The following is a 21,012-nucleotide window of genomic DNA, read 5'->3' as shown; positions in this document are numbered from 1 at the left end:
CAAAGACATGTGCGGTATTGTCGGTATAGTTGGCACCACCCCCGTCAATCAGGCCCTCTACGACGCCTTGACGGTGTTGCAGCACAGGGGACAGGATGCCGCCGGGATCGTGACCATTGACAGTGGAAACTTCCGGCAACGCAAGGCCAACGGCCTGGTGAAGGATGTGTTTGAAGTGCGCCACATGCAGCGACTGAAGGGGCATATCGGCATAGGACATGTCAGATATCCCACCGCAGGCAGCTCCAGTGCCGCTGAAGCCCAACCCTTTTACGTGAACTCTCCCTACGGCATGGTGCTGGCCCATAATGGCAACCTCACCAACGCCAAGGATCTCAAGGAGCAGCAGTTCAAGGTGGCCCGCCGCCACATCAATACCACCTCCGATTCGGAAGTGCTGCTGAACGTGCTGGCCCACGAGCTGGATCTGTGCGACAAGATGGCGCTGCGGCCGGAAGACATCTTCTCTGCGGTGCGCAAGGTGCACCAGCAGATCCGCGGCGCCTATGCGGTGGTCTCGCTGGTGATTGGCCACGGTCTCATCGGCTTCCGCGATCCCAACGGCATCCGCCCGCTGATCCTGGGTCGTCGCGCTGACGAGCAGGGCCAGGTGGAGTACATGCTCGCCTCCGAGAGCGTGGCGCTTGACGCCATCGGTTTCGAGACGGTGCGTGACGTCGCTCCGGGCGAGGCCATCTACATCACAGAGCAGGGCCAGCTCTTCTCCGAGCAGTGTGCGGAAAACCCGCAGATGAGCTCCTGCATCTTCGAGTACGTCTACTTCGCCCGCCCCGATTCGTGCATCGACAAGGTCTCCGTCTATGCCGCCCGTCTCAACATGGGCCGCAAGCTGGGCAAGAAGATTGCACGGGAGTGGGAAGATCTCGACGTGGACGTGGTCATCCCCATCCCCGAGACCTCCTGTGACGTGGCGCTGGAAATCGCCCATACCCTGGGCCTGCCTTACCGCCAGGGCTTCGTGAAGAACCGCTACATAGGTCGTACCTTCATCATGCCGGGACAGACCCAGCGCAAGAAGTCGGTGCGTCGCAAGCTCAACGCCATCAGCTCTGAATTCAAGGGCAAGAAGGTGTTGCTGGTGGATGACTCCATCGTCCGTGGCACCACTTCCGAGCAGATCATCCAGATGGCCCGTGAAGCAGGGGCGGCCAAGGTCTACTTCGCCTCGGCGGCACCGGAAATCCGCTTCCCCAACGTCTACGGCATCGACATGCCGACCGCCAACGAGCTGATCGCCCACGGCCGTGAAGTGGAAGAGGTGTGCAAGCTGATCGGCGCCGATGGCCTGATCTTCCAGGATCTGGAAGATCTGGAAGAGGCGGTGCGGGAGATCAACCCCGAGCTGCGCCACTTCGAGACCTCGGTGTTCAATGGCCACTACGTGACCTCGGACGTGGATCAGGGTTATCTGGACCACCTGAACGCCCTGCGCAGCGACGACAACAAGGCGGTGCGCGAGTGGCAGGAAGGGACCAGCAACCTGGAGATCTTCAACGAAGGCAGTTAAACGTTTTCTGACTGTCGTCGACATGACACAGAGATGGGGGCCCAGGCCCCCATCTCTGTTTTTGTCCCTGCCGCAAGCCGCCCCTTCGTCTGCGGGGCGGCCCTCGTCATGCCAGATCTTCCCCGTTGCTGGCGATGACCTTCTGGTACCACCAGAACGACTTCTTGCGCCTGCGCGCCAGGGTGCCCTGGCCGGCATCGTCCCTGTCCACATGGACGAAGCCGTAGCGCTTGCTCATCTCGCCGGTGGAGGCGGAGACCAGATCGATGCAGCCCCAGCTGGTGTAGCCCAAGAGCGGCACGCCGTCTTCGATGGCATCCCCCATGGCGCGGATGTGCGCGCGCAGGTAGTCGATGCGATAGTCGTCCACTATCTCGCCATCGGCGTTGATCTCGTCCATGGCCCCCAGGCCGTTCTCCACCAGGAACAGCGGCTTCTGGTAGCGATCGTACAGGCTGTTCATGGTGATGCGAAGGCCGAGGGGGTCTATGCCCCAGCCCCACTGGCTCACCTCGATGTGGGGATTTCGCAGGGACTTGACAACGTTGGCGGCGCTGGTGTTGCCCGCATTCATGTCGGCCGAGGCGCAGCGGGAGGCGTAGTAGCTGAAAGAGACGAAATCGACGGTGTGCTTCAGAACCTCGTCATCCTCCGGCGCCTTGACGAGCCGGATCCCCTTCTCGCGAAACACCCGGGCGGCATAGGCCGGGTAGGCGCCTCTCGCCTGCACGTCGATGAACAGCAGGTTCTCCCGCTCCTTTTGCAGCGCGGCCCAGACATCTTCCGGCTTGCAGGAGTAGGGGTAGAAGCTGCCCCCCGCCAGCATGCAGCCCACCTGGTTGGCCGGGTTCACCTCGTGGGCAATTTGGGTCACCAGGGCGCTCGCGACCAGCTCGTGGTGGGCCGCCTGGTATTTGACCTGCTCCTGGTGCTCCCCTTCCTCAAACACCAGCCCCGCCCCGGAGAAGGGGCTGTGCAGCAGTATGTTGATCTCGTTGAAGGTGAGCCAGTACTTCACCAGGCCGTCGAATTGCTCGAAGCAGGTGCGGGCATAGCGGGTGAAAAAGTCCACCATCTGGCGGTTGCGCCAGGAGCCGTACTCCACCACCAGGTGCATGGGCACGTCGAAGTGGCACAGGGTCACCAGGGGCTCGATGTTGTACTTTCTGCACTCCTCGAACAGCGCCCGGTAGAAGGCGATGCCCTCGGGGTTGGCTTCTTGCTCGTCACCCCTCGGGTAGAGCCGGCTCCAGGCGATGGAGGTGCGAAACACGGTGAAGCCCATCTCTGCCATCAGGGCGATGTCTTCCTTGTAGCGGTGGTAGAAATCAATGGCCTCGTGGCTTGGGTAGAACTCGTCATCCCGCAGGGTGAAGCGCTTCTCCTGGCCAAGCTTGACCGCCATGCGGTTGGCGCCATGGGGGATCATGTCGACCGTGGTCAGCCCCTTGCCCCCCTCGCGATGGCCGCCTTCCGCCTGGTTGGCGGCCAGGGCGCCGCCCCAGAGGAAATCCTGGGGAAATCTGGTTATCGACATCGGTTACCTCTTGTCATGTCGGATGATATGAATTCACAGGCTGGTGGCCGGCTGGCCCGGCATGGCCGCGTCGGCCCGGGCTGGCGTCTGGGAAGCCTGCTCCTGCACCGGTATGTCTTCAAAGCCCATCACCAGGGTCAGCACGAAGGAGAGCACCACGGAGAGCGCCATCACGGCGAACACCCAGGCGATGCTTATGGGGTTGGCCGGATCGAAGAACTGCACGCTGGTGAAGAGCCCGGGGGCCGCCATGGAGTGGCTGGCGAGCCCGGCCATGCCCGCGACGGCGCCGCAGATGAAACCGCTGATGAGGCTGGCGATGAGGGGGCGCTTCAATCGCAGGGCGACGCCGTAGAGGGCAGGTTCGGAGATCCCCGCCATGATGGCGGAGGCGGCCGCCGCCAGTGCAGTCTGGCGCAGCTCGGGGTTTTTGGTGCGCCAGGCGACGGCCAGGGAAGAGCCGCCGAGGGAGAGGTTAGCGCCTATCTCAGAGGGCATCACCATGCCTTCCTTGCCGGTCTCGGCGATGGTCTGAATGATGGTCGGGGTGAAGACGCGGTGCATGCCGGTCATCACCAGCAGAGGCCAGAGCGCGCCCATGATGGCCACCGACAGCCAGCCCAGGTAGTCGTGGACCGTGTAGACCAGGCCCGAGATGGCGGTGCCAATCCAGATGCCGATGGGGCCAATGAGCAGGATGGCGAGCGGCGCCGCAATCAGCACTATCAGCATGGGCTTCAAGAAGTTCTTGGTCACCGCCGGGGTGATGCGATCGATCCAGCGCTCTATGTAGGAGAGGCACCAGGTCATCACCAGGGCCGGGATCACTGTGTAGGTGTATTTCACCGCGGTGACCGGGATCAGGGCGAAGGTCACCTGTTCACCCTCGGCGGCCCTGGCCATCAGCTCGATGAAGCTGGGGTGCACCAGCACGCCGGCGATGGCGATGGCGAGCGACATATTGGTCTTGAACTTGACGGCGGCGGAGGCGGCCACCATCAGGGGCAGGAAGAAGAAAGCGCCGTCACCGGCCACCGCGAGTATGGTGAGGGTCGAGGAACCTTTCTCCAGCACGCCGGTCATCTCCAGCACCATGGCCAGCAGCTTGAGCATGGAGCCACCGATGATGGCCGGGATGAGCGGCGACATGGTGCCGATCAGGGCGTCGAGGATGGCGGCGCCCATGCGGCGCAGGCTGAAACCTGGCTTGGCCGCTGGCACGTCTCCCTGTGCGCCTTCCGGCAACTGGGCAAGCACCTCGCGATAGGCGTGGGAGACCATGTTGCCGATGATCACCTGGCACTGGTTATCACTGCTGACCACCCCAAGTACCCCGGCAGTGGCCTTGAGCATTGGACTGTCCACCTGGGTGGGGTCTTGCAGCACGAAGCGTAGGCGCGTCATGCAGTGGGTCACGGCGATTATGTTGCCGGTTCCGCCGAGGGCCGTGATGACCTTGCCGGCCAGGGCCGCGTAGTTCTTTGACATCTAATCGTATCCTTTTTACCAAATGAGGCCTGTCGAACCCTGTCATTGACGACGGGAAGGACGGGAATGAAACTGCATTGTGGAACCGGTTCCACACAGCATGCTCAGTTTCATACTCACAGACAAGACGGTCGCACCGCCATTGTGCAGAAGCGTGAATGGGATCACTGAAAGGGGGGGCTGCGCCCATTCTCGTTAGCACAAGCGGGTCCCGTGCAGTACACTGCGGCCCGTCGAGAAGAGGGGAAGATGATGACGACTATGCTGGAGGTGGCGAAGCGGGCAGGGGTGTCGAAGGCGACTGTCTCCCGGGTACTGTCGGGCAATGGTTATACCAGTCAGGAGACCCGGGATCGGGTGTTCCAGGCCATAGAGGAGAGCGGCTATCGCCCCAACCTGCTGGCCAGGCAGCTGGCCACCAAAAACACCCAGACTCTGGGCTTGGTGGTGACCAACACCCTCTATCACGGCGTCTATTTCAGCGAGCTGCTCTCCCACGCGGCGCGGCTGACCGAAGATCGGGGCCGCCAGCTGATCCTGGCCGACGGCAAGCACAGCGCCGAGGAGGAGCGACAGGCCATCCAGTACCTGCTCGACTCCCGCTGTGACGGCGTCATCATCTACCCGCGTTTTCTCAGCGTCGAGGAGATGGACGAGCTCATCGAGCAGCACTCCCAGCCCATCATGGTGCTCAACCGGCGGCTGCGGCGCCACCCGGCGCACTGCGTCTACTCCGATCAGCAGGCTGCTGCCGCGGCCGTGGTGGAGAGGCTGGTCGGGATGGGGCACAGCGACATCGCCTTCATCACGGGCTCGGCGGATTCCCCCACCGGCATGGAGCGCCTCGTCGGCTACCGCGAGGCCCTTGCTCTGCACGGTATTCCCGTGCAAGAGGCGCTGATCGCCCCCGGCAAGTGGACGCCCGCCTGCGGCGCGGCCGCCGTCTCGACCCTGCTGGCGCGCGGGATGAGCTTCACTGCCCTGATCGCCAGCAATGATGACATGGCGATCGGTGCCATCAAGCAGTTGCACGAGTGCGGCGTGTCGGTGCCGGAGCAGGTCTCCGTGGTGGGGTTCGACGACATCGCCCTGGCTCCCTACGTCATTCCGTCGCTGGCCAGCGTCAAGATGCCGGTGACCGAGATGATCCAGGAGACCATCAGCCGGCTGATCACCATTGTGGAGGAGGGGGAGCCCGAGGCGCTGCCCTCTTTCAGTGGCAAGCTGGTCCGGCGCGATTCCCTCAAACGCCTGCTGGAGTGAGGCTGCCTCTGTGCTGGGCAGGCGGGGCGGGATCCGTTAGCATGGGCCCCCTTCGCGGGCTTCGCCCGCCGTATCAAGCCGCATCAAAATATGCCAATCAAGACCAACCAGAGAGTACAAGAGTTCAAATGGATGACCTGCTAGCCCCCGTTCGCCAGTTCCTGTATTGCGAGACCCCGGATGAGTGGGTGGAGATGGCGCGGGACCCCGCCCAGTTGCCGACCCTGCTCATCGATCACGCCAACTGCGAGAACAAGGCCGCCCTGACGGCCCACAGCCTGGTGCGCCGCTACTGCCTGCCCAAGGAGAAGCGGCACCTGCTGCCCAAGCTCGAATTTTACCGTGAGCTGGACGCCATCCCCGAGAAGGCCGAGATCCTCGGCAAACGCACCATGGGCGAGTCCGACAGAAGCGTGTTCGCCGAGCTCGAACGCAATCCCCTGCTGTTCCCCATGGTGCGGCTCATTCAGGAGGAGCTGCACCACTTCGAGCAGGTGCTGGAGATCATGCAGGCCCGCGGCATCCCCTACGGCCCCGTCACCGCCTCCCGCTATGCCCGCAGCCTGCTGGCCCACGTGCGCACCTACGAGCCGGCGGCCGTGGTGGACAAGATGATCATCGGCGCCTACATAGAGGCGCGCTCCTGCGAGCGCTTTGCGAAGATTGCCCCTCACCTTGACGAGGAGCTGGGCCGCTTCTATGTCTCCCTGCTGCGATCGGAGGCGCGCCACTACCAGGACTATCTGGCACTGGCTGAGCAATATGCCGGGGAGGATATCAGCGAGCGGATCGCCTTCTTTGGTCGTCTCGAGGCCGAGCTTATCTGCTCACCGGACCCGCAATTCAGGTTCCATAGCGGCCTGCCTGTCAGATCTGACAGTTGTTGAGCCCAAAGGGGCTGCCTACTATCTCGGTGTTCCTACTACGAGCGACGCAATCACTTTTTTGAGCGCAATCCCCCGGCGACTGATGTGACATCAGGCCGGGTTTTTTTATGCTCGGCCCATGGGCCGGAGGGGGAACGGCTGGGGATCAGCGGCGGTATTCGTTGTTGTAGTTCTGGATGAGGCGGCGGGTCACGTCGTGCTGGGGATCGGCGAAGACCCGCAAGGTCTTGCCGCGCTCCACCACCCGGCCCTCGTGCATCACCAGCACCTCGTCGCTGATGTGGCTGACGATGCCCAGATCGTTGGCCACCAGCACATAGCTCAGCCCCATGGTCTCCTGCATCTCCAGCAGCAGGTTGATGATCTGGGAGCGCACCGAGATGTCCAGGGTGGAGAGCGCCTCATCCGCGACCACGATTTTCGGGTTGAGGATCAGCGCACGCGCCAGCCCCACCCGCTGCTGCTGACCGGCGGAGAGCATCTGTGGGTAGAAGAGGGCGTGATCTGCCAGCATGCCCACCATGCGCAGGGTCTGGATCACCTTCTCCCGACGCTCCTCCTCGCTCAGGGCCGTGTTGAGGCGCAGCGGCGTCTCCAGGATCTGGCCGACCCGAATTTTTCGGTTGAGCGAGGTGTTGGGGTCCTGGAAGATCATCCGCAGCAGCTTGCAGCGGGTCTGATAGTCACCGTGAACCAGGGGCTGCCCCTCGATGGCGATCTCGCCGCCGCTCGGCTCTATCATGCCGGCCAGGATCCGCGCCAGCGTGCTCTTGCCCGAGCCTGCCTCCCCGACGATGGCTAGGGTCTGGCCCACCCCGAGATCAAACGACAGGGGCTTGATGGCCTCCACCGCCTGGCGCCGAAACAGGCCGGTGCGGTTCTGATAGGTCTTGCACAGGCCCCTGACCTGCAACAGGGCGGGTTCGATCACAGGCTTGGCTCCTTCATGACAACATTCACGTTCAGGCTCATTTCTTTGGCTCTTCCATGTTCAAGGGGAAGTGGCAGCTGGGGCATGGATGTCCCTTGGCCTAGCTGATTGGGCATGGAATGGTGATGACTCGGGTTCATTTCTTCGGCTCTTCCATGTTCAAGGGGAAGTGGCAGTTTAGAAATGGATGTCCCTTGGCCTTGCTGATTGGGCATGGGCTGGTGATGACTCGGGCTCATTTCTTCGGCTCTTCCATGTTCAAGGGGAAGTGGCAGCTAAATTGGTGTCCCTTTACCTTGCTCATCAGCGGGGTCTGCACGCACTGCTTCTGGGCATAGGGACAGCGGGGGCCGAGGCGGCAGCCGATGGGCAGGTGCTGCAGGGGGGGGATCACCCCGGGCAGGGTCTCGAGCCGGGACTTGTGGCGCACCAGCTTGTCGAAGTCGGGAATGGACTTGAGCAGGGCATCCGTATAGGGGTGACGGGGGGATTCGAGGATCTGATCCCGGGTGCCCACCTCCACCATCTGGCCGCAGTACATGATGTTGATGGTGTCGGTCAGGTTCGCGATAGCGGCGATGTCGTTGCTGATGATGAGGATGGTGGTGTTGCCCAGCTTGTTCATCTTGTCCAGCAGCCGCAGGATCTGGGAGTGGGTGGTGGACTCCATGGCGCTGGTGGGTTCATCCGCCACCAGCAGCCGCGGCTGATTGGCGATGGCCATGGCGATCATCACCTTCTGGCACATGCCGTCCGACAGCTCGTGGGGATAGGCCCGCATCACCTTGCGGTGATCCTTGACCCCGACCCGGTGCAAGAGGGCGATGGCCCGCTTCTTGCGCCACTGGAAGCGCTGCCAGAACTTGCCGGCGAAGGCGCTGGTGGGAATGGCCTCTTCCAGCTGGGTGCCTATCTCTTCCGAGGGGTCGAGACAGCTGATGGGGTCCTGGAAGATCATGGCGATCTCGCGGCCCATGATGCGACGCCGCTCCTTGGGGGCCATGGTCAGCAAGTCCATGTCGTTGAAGCGCATCCGGTCGGCACGCACCGTCCAGTTGTCCTTCTGGATGCCGACGATCACCTTGGCCACCAGGCTCTTGCCCGAGCCCGATTCTCCTACCAGGCCGCGGATCTCCCCCTCGTTCAGGGTCAGGCTGACCCTGTCCACCGCCTTGACCTTGCCCTGGGGAGTGTCGATCTCGATGGTCAGGTTGCGTATATCAAGCAAGGGCATGATGATTTCCCCCTTTTAACGGCGCGAGGGTGACTGTATCGGCTCGTGACGGCTGGGCCTGAACGCTGTACCGGCGTGAACCCGGAACCATGAGGCTGCCTCTCTTCAATGATACCCCCATCAGTCGTTCCCCTCTTTAAGCGCTTCGCGAATGCCTTCACCCACCAGGTTGGTCACCAGCACGCTGAACAGGATGGCCATGCCCGGCAGGGTCACCGTCCAGGGGGCCAGATAGATGAGATCGCTCGAATCCGCCAGCATGGCGCCCCACTCCGGCTGGGGTGACTGGGCCCCGAGGCCGAGGAAACCCACCGCCGAGATATCCAGGATGGCGGCAGAGAGGGTGCGGGTGGTCTGGGTCACCAGGGTTTCCACTATGTTCGGCAGTATGGCCAGACGCATGATCCGCAAGGGGGGCGAGCCGTCAAGGCGGCTTGCGATGATGTACTCCTTCTGCATCTCGGCGTGGACGGCGTTGTAGGTCGCCCGGATGAAAGGCGGTATCAATGCCAGCGTGATGGCGATCAGGGTATTGAACAGCCCGGGCCCCAGGATGGCGACCACTATGATGGCCAGCAGCAGGGAGGGGATGGAGAGCAGGGTATCGAGCAGGTGATGGAGCACGCTCGACTTCACCCCCTTGCTCATGCCGCCGAGGATGCCGATGGCGGAGCCGACGAGGAGCGCTATCACCACCACCAGCAAGGCGTTGCCGAAGGTGAGGCGGGCCCCCACCACCAGGCGGGAGAGGATGTCGCGGCCCAGATCGTCGGTGCCGAGGAAGTAGTCAATGTTCCCCGTGCTGGCCCAGGAGGGGGCCAGCAGCAGGCGGCCGCTGTGCTGATCATCGATGCCGTAGGGCACCACCAGGGGGCCCACCAGGGTGATGAGCAGCAGCAGGCCGAAGCACCAGAGCCCCCCCATGGCCAGCGGATTGCGGCGATAGGAGGCCCAGGTCTGCTCCAGGGGGGAGAGGATCTTGAGCTCCGGATAGATGTTCGATTTATCGTGCATGATGCAGGCTCCAGCCCTGGCCCCAGTTCAGGCAATAAGCGAGTTCAGTCTTGTTTTGCATAGAGTTCTTTGCGTCGTGCCGGATACATGATGGTGGTCAGCAACTCGGTGCTGACGCTGATGAAGATGACGAAGCTGGCCACCACCAGGAAGGCGCCGCGGATGGCGGCATAGTCCTGCAGCGCTATGCTGCTCACCAGCCAGCGGCCGATCCCGGGCCAGTCGAACACCACCTCGGTGATCATGGCGGAGGTGAGCACGCTGCCGAGCTGCAGGCCGAGCAGCGGCAACACCGGCGGCAGGGCATTCTTGAGGCCGTGGCGCCAGACGATCTGGCGGCGGGAGAGGCCGCGGCTGGCGGCGGCCTTGATGTAGTTCTGCTTCATCACGTCGATGAGGGAGCTGCGCACGTGGCGGATCACCTCTGTGGTGGGCACCACGGCTAGCACCAGAGACGGCAGCACCAGGTGACGCAGGGCGTCATGCAGCGCCGCCTCGCGCCAGGGCTCCTGGCTCATCAGCACGTCGACGATGGCGATCCCCGTGATGGAGGGAACGTCGTAGAGCAGGCTGATCTGACCCGAAGAGGGCAGCCAACCGAGATCCAGGGAGAAGAACATCACCATCAGCAGCGCCAGCCAGAAGACGGGCACGGCGTAGCCGATGAGGCCGGCGGCCATGATGGAGAGATCCAGACCGCGCCCCTGATAGAGGGCCGCCAGGGTCCCGAGCGGGATCCCCACCAGCAGCGAGATGGTAAAGGCCGCGAGACAGAGGGTCAGGGTCGCCGGGAAGTAGTGGCGGATCTCGTCCAGCACCGGCAGGCCGGAGACGCTGGAGAGGCCGAAATCCCCTTCGACGATGCGCTGCAGAAAGTCAGGATAGCCGTGCCAGAAGTCCAGCACCTGGCCGATGAGGCGAAACTCCAGCAGATAGGCCCCCAGCGTCAGCACCAGCAGGGTGATCACCAGCAGGGTGATGCGGCGCAGAATATAAAAAAACATGCTTATGCCTCCGCGTGCGGGTGCGTCGATGGGAAGGGAGGCCAGATGCCACCTGTGGGATGGATGTCAGCCATGTTCACTCCCGATGGGCCTGGTTGAAGGTGGTGCCGCCAAAGGGCATGAGGGTCAGCCCCTGGATGTCGCTGCGGCTCACCTGGGTGCGCAGGGCATGAGCCAGCGGGATGAGCGGCAACTGTTCGTTGAGCAGCGACTGGGCATAGTAATAGTTGCGCAAGCGGAACGCGAGTTGCGGGGTGGTTACCGCATCGTCCAGCAGTTGATCGAAGGCGGGGCTGCACCAGCGGCTGTAGTTGTTGCCCCGCTCGACGGCGGCGCAGCTCAGCAACTGGCGGAAGAAGTTGTCCGGATCCGCGTTGTCGGCGATCCAGCCGGAGAGCAGGCTGTCATATTGTCCCTTGGCGAGCCGGGTCTCGATGACCGGCCAGGCCTGCTGCACTATCTTGAGCTTCACCCCTATCTTGGCGAGATCGCTGCGCATCAGCTGGGCGGTCTTGAGGCCGTCCGGGTTGTAAGGGCGGGCACCGGGCTGCACCAGTACCTGCATCTCGAACCCGTTCGGGTAGCCAGCATCCCTGAGCAGCTGACGGGCGAGCGTCAGGTCTGGCTTGCGCTGGGTCAGGGAGGGGTTGTAGCCCCAGGAGAGCGGCGGCAGCAGGCTGGCGGCAGGCTGGCCGGTCTCGAAATAGACCGCCTGCAGCAGGTTTTGCACGTTGATGGCGCTGGCCAGCGCCTGGCGCACCTGTACCTTGTTGAAGGGGGCCTTGCGGGTGTTGAGGGCGAGGAAGGCGACGTTCATGCCCGACTGTACCGACAGGTTGAGGTGAGCGTCCCTGTCGATCACCGACAGCTGGCTGGCGGAGGGGGTACTCATCACGTCGCACTCGCCGGTCAACAGCTTGGCGAGCCGCTTGGACGACTTGGGGGTGATGTCGTAGATGAGCTGATCAATCTTCGCCTCGCCGCCCCAGTAGCCGGGGTGGCGCAGGTAGCGCACGAACTCGTTGTGACGGTACTCCTTGAAGCTGAAGGGCCCGGTACCTATGGGTTGGCTGTCCAGCAACTCGGGGGTGCCGGCCTTGTCCATCTGCTCGCCATATTCGGCCGAGAGCACGATGGCGTAGTCGCTGGCCAGGGTCGCGAGGAAGGAGGCATCCGGCCGGTTCAGCTCGAACACCACCTCATGGGGGCCATTTTTGTAGACCCGCTTGATGAGGCTGGTCAGCCCCAGGCTGTGAAAATAGGGGTACTCGCCACCCGAGATGCGGTGGAAGGGATGCTGTTCGTCCAGCAGGCGATGATAGGTGAACAACACGTCGTCGGCGTTGAAATGGCGTGTCGGATTGAACCAGGGGGTGTGATGGAAGGTCACGCCCTTGCGCAGGGTCAGGGTATAGGAGAGGCCATCTTCGCTGCTGCGCCAGTGGGTGGCGAGGCCCCCCTCGATGCTGAGGGTATTGGCATTGACCTCGAGCAGGCGATCGTAGAGCGGGCGGGCGCTGGCATCCAGGGTCGCCTCGGCATTGGCAAGCTGCGGGTTGAAGGATCTGGGCGCCCCGTCGGCACAATAGATGAGCCCGGTCCTGGAGGCATCGTCTTGTTTCTGACAGCCGGTGACCAGTACCAGGAGACCGAGCAGCAGTGGTGTGAGCATTCTCATGTTGGAACCATGTTTTCAGACAGAGTTGCCCGCCAGAGGGCGAGCGCGTTGCGGAATCCTGCCGGGCAGGGACTCCCATCGGGATGTGCGAAGATCCCGTTCGTCAATTCCCTCGAGCAGCTGGCATTGGCTCCTGAAGGGGGATGGCTCGGGGTCAGTCGTTGTCCGCATTGCCATTGTTGTCATCCCCGTCGAGCAGCTGGTATTTACGCAGCATGCCCCTGAACTGGTGGTAGCTCAGGGTCAGCAATTGGGCGGCTTTGCGCTGATTATACTGGGATTGCTGCATCGCTTGCTTGAGTAAATTAATCTCGTATTCCGCGACCACTCCCTTGAGATCCAGTGGCAGGCTGATGACCTGGGGGCCGCTTGCCGAGGCCGCCTCGGTGGCAACCGGGGACGGGGTGCCGGTCCGGGGGCGCCAGGGGGAGTCGAAGGGGTTGATCACCAGCTCCGAGAGCGGCAACTGCGGGTTACCCTGACGGTAGAGGCTGCGCTCCACCACGTTCTTGAGCTCCCGCACGTTGCCGGGCCAGGAGTAATCTTGCAGCAACTGGGTCGCCTTGCGGGAGAAGCCGGCAAACAACGGATACCCCAGCTCCCGGGTCATGCCGTGGGCGAAGTGCTCCGCCAGCATCAGTATGTCCTCCCGTCGCTCCCGCAGCGGGGGCAGGGTGATGACATCGAAGGCCAACCGGTCCAGCAGATCGTGACGAAACTGTCCCCGGGCCGCCAGCTGCGGCAGATCCTCGTTGGTGGCGCACACCAGGCGCACATCCACCTTGAGCGCCTTGGCACCGCCGACGCGCTCGAATTCACCGTACTCGATGACCCGCAGCAGCTTCTCCTGCACCCGGGCGCTGGTGGTGGCCAGCTCGTCGAGGAACAGGGTGCCGCCATCGGCTCGTTCGAACCGGCCCTGATGACGCTTGGCGGCGCCGGTGAAGGAGCCCGCCTCATGGCCGAACAGCTCGGTTTCCAGCAGGCTCTCGCTCAAGGTGGCGCAGTTGATGGTGACAAAGCTTTGATCCCAGCGATCCGAGAGATAATGTAGGCGGTGGGCAATGAGCTCCTTGCCGGTCCCCCGCTCGCCGATGATCAGCACAGGTTTGCGCAGGGGGGCGAGTCGCGAGGTCTGCTCGATGATTTCTAGAAACGCGTTGGACTCACCCAACAGACTTTCCGTGGCCGTGGTCATCCTGATCCCTGTTCGTTGAAAAATCTGGTTAATCTTACCAAAAGTTGGTTATTTTTATCATCTCTTGTTCCGGGCATCTTGCAACTCATGGAGAGTGCCCATATAAATCAACAAGTTAATTATTGTTCCAGATTGGCACACAAGTTGCCATTGTCAATGGAGAAACAACCCAATGCCCATCACAGGAGTAGAACCATGAGTATTTTTTCCCGCCTGGCCGACATCATCAATTCCAATCTGACGTCCCTGCTGGACAAGGCCGAGGATCCCCAGAAGATGGTGCGCCTGATCATCCAGGAGATGGAAGATGAACTGGTGAAGGAGCGCTCCAACCTGGCCCGCTTCCTCGCCAACCAGAAAGAGATCGGCCGTCAGGTCAGCCGCCATCAGGAGCGGGTGAACGAATGGCAGGCCAAGGCCGAGCTGGCCCTGACCAAGGGGCGCGAGGATCTGGCCCGTGCCGCCCTTATAGAGAAGAACAAGCAGAGCGAGCTGGCCGAGGCGCTCTATCGCGAGCAGCAGGCTGTGGACAGCGGCATCGACAAGCTGGGCGACGAGATCCGCCAGCTGGAAGCCAAGCTCGAAGACGCCCGTGCCCGCCAGAAGGCGATGGCCATTCGCAGCGAAGCGGCCAGCAGCCGCCTGAACGTGCAAAGCCAGGTGGCCCGTGGCGACAGCCAGGCCGTGGTCAGCAAGTTCGAGCGCATGGAGCGTCGCATCGACGAGATGGAAGCCCGTGCCGATCTGGGACAGTCCGACAAGGCCCTGGCCCAGCAGTTTGCCGAGCTGGAAGCGGACGATCAGATCAGCAAAGAGCTCGAGGCCATGCGCCAGAAGCTGGGTCAAGGCGATACCACGCCGAAACAGGGGGAGTAACAGATGGAAGATCTGCTGGGTGTATTGATGGTTCCCATGGTGGTCTTCATGGTGGTGGTGGCCCCCATCTGGCTGGTGCTGCACTACCGCGCAAAGGGACGCATTGGCGCCGGTCTTGCCGATGACGAGCGTGAACAGCTGCAGGGGCTGTTGGTGCGTGCCGAGAAGATGCAGGAGCGGGTCGGCGCCCTGGAGTCGATTCTGGATGCGGAAGTGCCGGGCTGGAGGAACAAGGTATGACACAGTGGAGCAAAGAGGGGCGCAACCTCTATCGTGATCCCCAGCGCGGCAAGATAGCCGGCGTCTGCGCCGGCCTTGCCGACTACTTCGGAGTGGAGACCTGGATAGTGCGGCTGCTGGCCATCAGCGGCCTCATCTTCGCCGGTTTCATCACCTTCACCGCCTACGTTGCCGCCTGGTTTCTGCTCGACAAGAAGCCAGTTACCCTCTACGCCCAGGAGGATGCCGATTTTGCCGAGGTGCGCATGAAGGCGCGCAGCTGGCAGGCCGGTGTCACTCCCCATCAGGCGCTCGGTCGCATCGCCCAGGAGCTCGACGCGCTCGAGCCTAGGGTGCAGCGGCTCGAGAAGCTGGTGACCTCCAAGGAGTTCACCCTGCAGCGCGAGTTCAGCAGGCTGTAAGTGCCGCAAGGGCTGCGGGGCCATGGCCCCGGCCCTTATCCTCATGGTTCGGCTGTGACAGGAGAAAAAGACCCGCCTTGATACGCAACAAACTCGAACAGTCATGGTCTGTGCTGCAGCACAAGGCCTTTGAGGTGGTGAACCGGGCTCGGGATCGCCACATCCGGCTGGCGGTCACCGGCCTGTCGCGCAGCGGCAAGACTGCCTTCATCACGGCGCTGGTGAACCTGCTGGAGCACGCCGCCATCGACGGCCGTCTACCCCTGTGGGATGCCCATCGTCAGGGGCGGATCCTCGGCGCCCGCCGGGTTCCCCAGCAAAACGCTCACATCCCCACCTTTCCCTACGAGCGGGGCCTCGATGCCCTGTTTGGTGATCCCCCCGCCTGGCCAGAGCCGACCCGTGGGGTGGCCGAAGTGCGCCTGGAAATCCGCTACCGCACCCGCCATCCCTTGCGCCGGCACCTGGGGGAGATCTCCACCCTCTATGTGGATCTGGTGGACTACCCAGGCGAGTGGCTGCTGGACTTGCCGCTGCTGGATCTGAGCTACGAGCAGTGGAGCGAGCAGGTGGCAACCCAGTTGCGTCGCCCCGAGCTGCAGGCCCTGGCCGCCGACTGGCTGGCCCCCGGCTGGCAGGCCGAGCAAGCCTTCGAGGAGCGGCCGGCGAGCGAGTTGGCGGCACGTTACACCGACTATCTGCATGCCTGCAAGCAGGAGCTCGGGCTGCACCTCATCCAGCCGGGCCGTTTCGTGCTGCCGGGGGAGTATGCCGGGGCGCCGCTGCTGCAATTCGTGCCCTGGGTGTGGGACAAGCCAGCCCGGGAGCCCGCCGATGGCACCCTCTACGCCACCTTCAAGCAGCGATTCGAGCAGTACAAGCAGCATCTGGTGCAAGGCTTTTACGAGCAGCACTTCGCAGGCTTCGATCGCCAGATAGTGCTGGTGGACTGCCTGGCGCCCCTCAACGCCGGGGCCGCCAGCTTTGGCGACATGCAGCAGGCCATCGCCCGCATCATGGAGAGCTTCGCCTATGGCAAGAGCAACTGGTGGCGCCGGCTGTTCTCTCCACGCATCGACAAGCTGTTGTTCGTGGCGAGCAAGGCCGATCACGTCACCCCGGAGCAGCACGGGCCCCTGGTCTCCCTGCTCCAGCATCTGGTGAGCAGCGGCCGGGGTCAGGCCCGCTTCGAGGGGATAGAGACCGAATGCCTGGCGCTGGCCGCCATCAAGGCCACCGAGGTGGGCAAGGGGGTCGCCAATGGTCGCGAGTTCCCGGCCATTCGCGGCACCAGTCTCGCCGGGGAGCCGCTCTTGCTCTTCCCGGGGGAGGTGCCACCCCATATTCCACCCGCTCAGTGGTGGAGCACCCAGGGCTTCGATTTTCAGGCATTTCGCCCGCTGCCCATGAGCGCCCATCAGGCGCTGCCCCATATCCGGTTGGACGCGGCACTGGAGTTCTTGCTCGGGGATCACCTCGAATAACCGGCGCCGCACCAAGGAGCAGACAACAAGATGAACGATCAGACAACACAGAAGGTGCCGCTGCAAGGCAAGGTGATCCTGGAGCCGACCCTGTCGGTGGCGAGCGAGACGCCGCCCCCGGCACCGGCCCAGCGGCTGGAAGAGGAGAGCTTCGAACGACTCGAGGCGTTGGACGAGCTCACCGAGGTCGAACCCGCGCTCACTGTCAGGCCTCGCCGTCGTCATCGCCTGCTGGCCTGGGGGCTGGGGGCGGTTGGCCTGCTCTCCCTGGGCCAGTTTGGCGCCTTCCTCTACGACCAGTTTCTCACCACCCCGCTCTGGGGCGGCGCCTGGCTGCTGGCTTCGGGTCTGGTGGCGGTGGGCACGGCCGGCGTGGTCGGGCGCGAGTGGCTGCGGCTGCGCACCCTCAAGCGGCGCCAGGATGTGCGCTCAAGGGCCGAAGATCTGCTCGCCCATCAGGGGGTGGGGCAGGGGCAGGCATTCTGCGAGGCCCTGGCCGAGAAGAGCGGCGACAAGGGGCGGGAGGGATATAGCACCTGGCTGGCCCAGCTCGATGAGAGCCACAGCGATCGGGAGGTGCTGACCCTCTACAGCCAGCTGGTGCTGGGGGAGCGGGATAAACTCGCCCAGGCCCGGGTCGCCAAGTGGTCCGGGGAGGCCGCGGTGCTGGTGGCCCTGAGCCCGCTCGCCACCGTCGACATGATGCTGATGCTCTGGCGCAACCTGCGGATGATCGAGGACATCGCCGATGTCTACGCCATCGAGCTCGGCTACTGGAGCCGCATTCGTCTCATCCGCCAGGTGTTTCGCAACATGCTCTATGCCGGCGCCACCGAGCTGGTGACCGAGGTGGGGATGGACTTGCTGGGAGCCGAGCTCACCGCCAAGCTCTCCGCCCGCGCCGCGCAAGGGGTGGGGGCCGGCCTGCTCACCGCTCGCCTTGGGCTGCGCACCATAGAGGCGTGCCGCCCGCTGCCCTGGTGTGCGGACGAGAAACCCAGGCTCGGGGAGCTGCGCAAGCGGCTTGTCGGCCAGCTGGCGGGCTATCTTCGCAAGTCATAGTGTCATTCAAGGGCGGGGATCACCCTGCCTGATCTCTCCCCGTGCGGGTCGTTTGCGCCACCACAGCGTCCGGGAAAGCACATCATGATGTCACAAATTATTTACATCTGTGGCAGGCAGCCGACCTCGGGGTCGGCTGCTTTTTTGCTGGGCAAGCCGTTACAGTGATCCTGAAGAGCAACGACAAGGGGCCCCTAGGGGCAGGAGATGGCAGGGATCATGGCAAGCCGCTACACAGCACACCAACCGGACGTACAGGGCGTCATCCACTACTCGGAGGAAGAGCAGGGGACCTGGCAGATCCTGATCGCGCGCCAGCTCGCGGCGCTCGAGGGCAAGGCCTGCGACGCATACAGGGCGGGGCTGGAGAGGCTGGCACTGCCCCGTGATCGCATCCCGCAACTGGGGGAGATCAACGCCGCCCTGACCCCCACCACCGGCTGGTCGGTGGCCGCCGTGCCCGCCCTCATCTCCTTTGATCGCTTCTTTGCCCTGCTCGCTGATCGCCAGTTTCCGGTGGCCACCTTCATCCGCCGCCGGGACGAGCTCGACTACCTGCAGGAGCCCGATATCTTCCACGAGATCTTCGGCCACTGCGCCATGCTGACCAACCCCGCCTTTGCCCATTTCACCCACCTCTATGGCCAGCTCGGGCTGAATGCCAGCAAGGAGGATCGGGTCTATCTGGCGCGGCTCTACTGGTTCACCGTGGAGTTTGGTCTCCTGCAGGAGGGGGAGGGGCTGCGCATCTACGGTGGCGGCATCCTCTCCTCCATCGGCGAGACCGCCTATGCCCTTTCCGGGCAGCCGGTGCTGCAACCCTTCGATCTGCTGGAGGTGCTGCGCACCCCTTATCGCATCGACATCATGCAGCCCGTCTATTTCGTGCTGCCAAGTCTGGATTGTCTCTACCGCTTGGGGCCGCAGGAGATCATGGCGGCAGTGGCCGAGGCCCGTCGCCTCGGCCTGCGGCCGCCCCGCTTTGCCCCGGCCCCTGGCCGGCAGGCGAGCTGAACCCATTTTCAACCCATTCCACAACATGATTGATGAAAGGAGTCCCGAATGTCTGAACTGGCAACCCAACGGTGCGAAGCGTGCCGCGCCGATGCCCCCAGGGTGACCGAGCAGGAGCTGAGCGAGCTGATGCACGCCATCCCCGACTGGCAGCCCCTGGTGGTGAACGGCGAGCTGCAACTGAGGCGCGAATTTGCCTTTCGCAACTTCAAGGAGGCGCTGGCCTTCACCAATCGGTTGGGGGAGCTGGCGGAGGCCGAGTTCCACCACCCGGCGATCCTGACCGAGTGGGGCAAAGTGACCGTCAGCTGGTGGACCCACAAGATAGGCGGGTTGCACCGCAACGACTTCATCATGGCGGCACGTACCGACGAGCTGCTGAGCTGAGATTCCGCGCCTCTGCATCCCCATTGAGAGGGGCTGCCCGGTGAAAACGGGGCAGGCCCGCATTTTTATGGGGGAGCGCTCGCACTGGCGGGATCGAGTCTGTATCATCCGGCTATTCAGAATGTTAGCTAGGAAGTGTGTGCCGAATGCGTCTTGAAGTCAGCTGTGAAGACCGTCTGGGCCTGACCCGGGAACTGCTCGACCGACTGGTGGAGCACAACATCGATCTGCGCGGCATCGAAATCGATACCTCAGGCATCATCTATCTCAATTTCCCCGAGCTGGAGTTTCGCGATTTCCAGCATCTGATGCCGGAGATCCGCCGCATTCCCGGCGTCTATGACGTCAAGACCATCCCCTACATGCCCTCCGAGCGAGAGCATCACGAGATAGAGGCCCTGCTCAAGGCGCTGCCGGATCTGGTCTTCTCCCTCGACAGCAAGGGACGGGTGACCCAGGCCAACCAGGCCGCCCTCACGACCCTGGCGCTGCCGCCGGAAGAGGTGCGCGGGGTGGCGCTCGCCTCCCTAGTCAAGGGTTTCTCCTTCGCCCGCTGGCTGGAGGCGAGCGAGATCAAGCCCCAGACCTGCAAACTCAGCCTCGGCGGTGAGGAGTACCTCGGCGATCTGATGCCGCTGTTCGTGGCAGAAGAGAAGGGCAAGCAAGCCTTGGCCGGCGCCGTGGTGGTGCTCAAATCCGCCCGCCGGGTCGGCATGCACTTCAGCGCGCTCCATGCGGTGGAGGTGGGAGGCTTCGAACACCTGCAGGCCGAGAGCCAGAAGATGAAAGAGGTGCTGGCCCAGGCCGCGAAACTCGCAATGCAGGATGCCCCCCTGCTCATCGTCGGCGAGACCGGCACCGGCAAGGAGCTGCTGGCCCGTGCCTGCCATGGCGCCAGCCTGAGATCCAGCCACCCCTTCATGGCTCTGAACTGCGCCGCCATGCCGGACAACGTGGCCGAGAGCGAGCTGTTTGGCTACGCCCCCGGCGCCTTTGGCAACAACACCGAGGGCAAGCGCGGGGTGCTGGAGCTGGCGAGCGGCGGCACCCTGATGCTGGACGAGATCGGCGACATGTCCCCCCATCTGCAGACCAAGTTCCTGCGGGTGCTGCAAGACGGGGTCTTTCGCCGGGTCGGGGACGAGCAGGAGGTGAGGGTCAACGTGCGCTTCATCTGCACCACCCAGAAGCAGTTGCTGGATCTGGTGCACGAGGGCAAGTTCCGGGAAGATCTCTACTACCGCCTCAATGTGCTGAGTCTGGCGCTGCCGCCGCTGCGCGAGCGCAAGGCGGACATCATGGCGCTGGCCCAGCAGTTCGTCTCCCGCTTCGCGATCGAGTTGCAGCGCCCGCGCCCGCGCTTTACCCGCAACATGGCAGAATACCTGACCGCCTACCGCTGGCCCGGCAACGTGCGCCAGCTGCGCAACTGCCTCTACCGGGCCATGACCCTGCTGGAAGGGGACGAACTCGGCCCCGAGCACGTTGACTTGCCGGTGGCGGCGGATGCCATGCCGCTCATCGACGAGTGGTTCGAAGGGGGGCTCGACGAGGCGGTGAAGCGCTTCGAGAGCCGGCTGCTGGAGCGGCTCTACCCGGCCTTCCCCTCTACCCGCCAACTGGCCAAGCGGCTCGGGGTCTCCCACACCGCCATCGCCAACAAGCTGCGCGAATACGGGATTGGTAAAAAGTAACTCCGAAGGCGGTGTGCACCCAGGACGCCCCTCCTGGTGTGGGCGGCCGCCATCGCTGCGACGCCAGATGACGCAGCCGTGTGTGTCCGGAT

The 21,012-nt window shown here is 63.5% G+C and carries 19 protein-coding genes; 11 read left to right on the top strand and 8 right to left on the bottom strand.

Translation table 11 applies throughout. The features are described 5' to 3' along the window. The first annotated feature begins 7 nt into the window (after window positions 1-7). On the top strand, window positions 8-1,528 hold the full coding sequence (purF, locus tag KI797_RS11405) for an amidophosphoribosyltransferase (protein WP_005325371.1): 1,521 nt from the start codon (window positions 8-10) through the stop codon (window positions 1,526-1,528). A 106-nt stretch (window positions 1,529-1,634) separates the two neighbouring features. Here the strand turns inward: purF and KI797_RS11400 are convergent, their stop codons facing one another. Beyond that, a complete protein-coding gene (locus KI797_RS11400) occupies window positions 1,635-3,065 on the bottom strand; it encodes a 6-phospho-beta-glucosidase (RefSeq protein ID WP_161507260.1) in 1,431 nt (476 codons plus the stop codon). Between the two features lie 33 nt (window positions 3,066-3,098). Then, on the bottom strand, window positions 3,099-4,553 hold the full coding sequence (gene ascF, locus KI797_RS11395; protein WP_226169387.1) for a PTS cellobiose/arbutin/salicin transporter subunit IIBC: 1,455 nt from the start codon (window positions 4,551-4,553) through the stop codon (window positions 3,099-3,101). A gap of 249 nt (window positions 4,554-4,802) precedes the next feature. Between ascF and KI797_RS11390 the strand changes: the two genes are divergently transcribed. Next, window positions 4,803-5,816 (top strand): LacI family DNA-binding transcriptional regulator, encoded by a 1,014-nt coding sequence (locus tag KI797_RS11390; RefSeq protein WP_319003217.1) that lies wholly within the window; start codon window positions 4,803-4,805, stop codon window positions 5,814-5,816. A 128-nt stretch (window positions 5,817-5,944) separates the two neighbouring features. Then, window positions 5,945-6,703 (top strand): tRNA isopentenyl-2-thiomethyl-A-37 hydroxylase MiaE, encoded by a 759-nt coding sequence (gene miaE, locus KI797_RS11385; RefSeq protein WP_043131987.1) that lies wholly within the window; start codon window positions 5,945-5,947, stop codon window positions 6,701-6,703. 145 nt (window positions 6,704-6,848) lie between these two features. Here miaE and KI797_RS11380 read toward each other — a convergent pair whose 3' ends face one another. The 6 genes from KI797_RS11380 to pspF form a co-directional block, all read right to left on the bottom strand. Then, window positions 6,849-7,634 carry a peptide ABC transporter ATP-binding protein gene (locus tag KI797_RS11380; protein WP_005325357.1) on the bottom strand — a complete coding sequence of 262 codons (786 nt, stop codon included), beginning with the start codon at window positions 7,632-7,634 and terminating at the stop codon, window positions 6,849-6,851. 235 nt (window positions 7,635-7,869) lie between these two features. After that, window positions 7,870-8,868, bottom strand: coding sequence for a peptide ABC transporter ATP-binding protein (locus KI797_RS11375; RefSeq protein ID WP_005325353.1), 999 nt, complete (start codon window positions 8,866-8,868; stop codon window positions 7,870-7,872). A gap of 120 nt (window positions 8,869-8,988) precedes the next feature. After that, window positions 8,989-9,882 carry an ABC transporter permease subunit gene (locus tag KI797_RS11370; RefSeq protein WP_005325348.1) on the bottom strand — a complete coding sequence of 298 codons (894 nt, stop codon included), beginning with the start codon at window positions 9,880-9,882 and terminating at the stop codon, window positions 8,989-8,991. A 44-nt stretch (window positions 9,883-9,926) separates the two neighbouring features. Continuing rightward, window positions 9,927-10,886, bottom strand: coding sequence for an ABC transporter permease (locus tag KI797_RS11365; protein WP_043131985.1), 960 nt, complete (start codon window positions 10,884-10,886; stop codon window positions 9,927-9,929). Window positions 10,887-10,962: 76 nt separating this feature from the next. Beyond that, on the bottom strand, window positions 10,963-12,558 hold the full coding sequence (sapA, locus tag KI797_RS11360) for an ABC transporter substrate-binding protein SapA (protein ID WP_226173096.1): 1,596 nt from the start codon (window positions 12,556-12,558) through the stop codon (window positions 10,963-10,965). Window positions 12,559-12,718: 160 nt separating this feature from the next. Further along, on the bottom strand, window positions 12,719-13,762 hold the full coding sequence (gene pspF / locus KI797_RS11355) for a phage shock protein operon transcriptional activator (protein ID WP_226169386.1): 1,044 nt from the start codon (window positions 13,760-13,762) through the stop codon (window positions 12,719-12,721). Window positions 13,763-13,957: 195 nt separating this feature from the next. Here pspF and pspA point away from each other — a divergent pair, with 195 nt between their 5' ends. From pspA to tyrR, 8 genes are all read left to right on the top strand, one after another. Continuing rightward, window positions 13,958-14,638, top strand: coding sequence for a phage shock protein PspA (pspA, locus tag KI797_RS11350; RefSeq protein WP_041205885.1), 681 nt, complete (start codon window positions 13,958-13,960; stop codon window positions 14,636-14,638). A 3-nt stretch (window positions 14,639-14,641) separates the two neighbouring features. Continuing rightward, window positions 14,642-14,878, top strand: a complete 237-nt coding sequence (pspB, locus tag KI797_RS11345) for an envelope stress response membrane protein PspB (protein WP_161507256.1) — start codon at window positions 14,642-14,644, stop codon at window positions 14,876-14,878. Next, window positions 14,875-15,279 (top strand): envelope stress response membrane protein PspC, encoded by a 405-nt coding sequence (pspC, locus tag KI797_RS11340; RefSeq protein WP_218408676.1) that lies wholly within the window; start codon window positions 14,875-14,877, stop codon window positions 15,277-15,279. The genes pspB and pspC overlap by 4 nt, the downstream gene beginning before the upstream one ends. A gap of 77 nt (window positions 15,280-15,356) precedes the next feature. Next, window positions 15,357-16,763 (top strand): YcjX family GTP-binding protein, encoded by a 1,407-nt coding sequence (locus KI797_RS11335; RefSeq protein WP_226169385.1) that lies wholly within the window; start codon window positions 15,357-15,359, stop codon window positions 16,761-16,763. Between the two features lie 30 nt (window positions 16,764-16,793). Next, the gene (locus tag KI797_RS11330; RefSeq protein ID WP_043131975.1) at window positions 16,794-17,825 is read left to right on the top strand and encodes a YcjF family protein; all 1,032 of its coding nucleotides are present in this window, start codon (window positions 16,794-16,796) and stop codon (window positions 17,823-17,825) included. A gap of 219 nt (window positions 17,826-18,044) precedes the next feature. Further along, entirely contained in the window at window positions 18,045-18,839 is a 795-nt protein-coding gene (gene phhA, locus KI797_RS11325; RefSeq protein WP_226173094.1) for a phenylalanine 4-monooxygenase, read from the top strand. Between the two features lie 48 nt (window positions 18,840-18,887). Next, entirely contained in the window at window positions 18,888-19,226 is a 339-nt protein-coding gene (locus tag KI797_RS11320) for a 4a-hydroxytetrahydrobiopterin dehydratase (RefSeq protein ID WP_161507251.1), read from the top strand. A gap of 146 nt (window positions 19,227-19,372) precedes the next feature. After that, window positions 19,373-20,920 (top strand): transcriptional regulator TyrR, encoded by a 1,548-nt coding sequence (gene tyrR, locus KI797_RS11315; protein ID WP_042650408.1) that lies wholly within the window; start codon window positions 19,373-19,375, stop codon window positions 20,918-20,920. Window positions 20,921-21,012: the final 92 nt, after the last annotated feature.

Origin of the sequence: Aeromonas media, assembly GCF_020423125.1 — a bacterium.
In the GTDB taxonomy this organism is placed as follows: domain Bacteria; phylum Pseudomonadota; class Gammaproteobacteria; order Enterobacterales; family Aeromonadaceae; genus Aeromonas; species Aeromonas media.
The sequence above is the reverse complement of the archived record's forward strand: the minus strand, read 5'-3'. Positions and strand labels throughout refer to the sequence as shown.

Excerpts from the sequence above, each read along its gene's own strand:
- KI797_RS11375 (WP_005325353.1), bottom strand. The coding sequence starts at position 8,868 with ATGCCCTTGCTTGATATACGCAACCTGACCATCGAGATCGACACTCCC.
- sapA (WP_226173096.1), bottom strand. The coding sequence starts at position 12,558 with ATGCTCACACCACTGCTGCTCGGTCTCCTGGTACTGGTCACCGGCTGT.
- pspF (WP_226169386.1), bottom strand. The coding sequence starts at position 13,762 with ATGACCACGGCCACGGAAAGTCTGTTGGGTGAGTCCAACGCGTTTCTA.
- KI797_RS11320 (WP_161507251.1), top strand. The coding sequence starts at position 18,888 with ATGTCTGAACTGGCAACCCAACGGTGCGAAGCGTGCCGCGCCGATGCC.
- KI797_RS11365 (WP_043131985.1), bottom strand. The coding sequence starts at position 10,886 with ATGTTTTTTTATATTCTGCGCCGCATCACCCTGCTGGTGATCACCCTG.
- pspB (WP_161507256.1), top strand. The coding sequence starts at position 14,642 with ATGGAAGATCTGCTGGGTGTATTGATGGTTCCCATGGTGGTCTTCATG.
- pspA (WP_041205885.1), top strand. The coding sequence starts at position 13,958 with ATGAGTATTTTTTCCCGCCTGGCCGACATCATCAATTCCAATCTGACG.
- KI797_RS11370 (WP_005325348.1), bottom strand. The coding sequence starts at position 9,882 with ATGCACGATAAATCGAACATCTATCCGGAGCTCAAGATCCTCTCCCCC.
- tyrR (WP_042650408.1), top strand. The coding sequence starts at position 19,373 with ATGCGTCTTGAAGTCAGCTGTGAAGACCGTCTGGGCCTGACCCGGGAA.
- ascF (WP_226169387.1), bottom strand. The coding sequence starts at position 4,553 with ATGTCAAAGAACTACGCGGCCCTGGCCGGCAAGGTCATCACGGCCCTC.
- pspC (WP_218408676.1), top strand. The coding sequence starts at position 14,875 with ATGACACAGTGGAGCAAAGAGGGGCGCAACCTCTATCGTGATCCCCAG.
- KI797_RS11330 (WP_043131975.1), top strand. The coding sequence starts at position 16,794 with ATGAACGATCAGACAACACAGAAGGTGCCGCTGCAAGGCAAGGTGATC.
- miaE (WP_043131987.1), top strand. The coding sequence starts at position 5,945 with ATGGATGACCTGCTAGCCCCCGTTCGCCAGTTCCTGTATTGCGAGACC.
- phhA (WP_226173094.1), top strand. The coding sequence starts at position 18,045 with ATGGCAAGCCGCTACACAGCACACCAACCGGACGTACAGGGCGTCATC.
- purF (WP_005325371.1), top strand. The coding sequence starts at position 8 with ATGTGCGGTATTGTCGGTATAGTTGGCACCACCCCCGTCAATCAGGCC.
- KI797_RS11400 (WP_161507260.1), bottom strand. The coding sequence starts at position 3,065 with ATGTCGATAACCAGATTTCCCCAGGATTTCCTCTGGGGCGGCGCCCTG.
- KI797_RS11390 (WP_319003217.1), top strand. The coding sequence starts at position 4,803 with ATGATGACGACTATGCTGGAGGTGGCGAAGCGGGCAGGGGTGTCGAAG.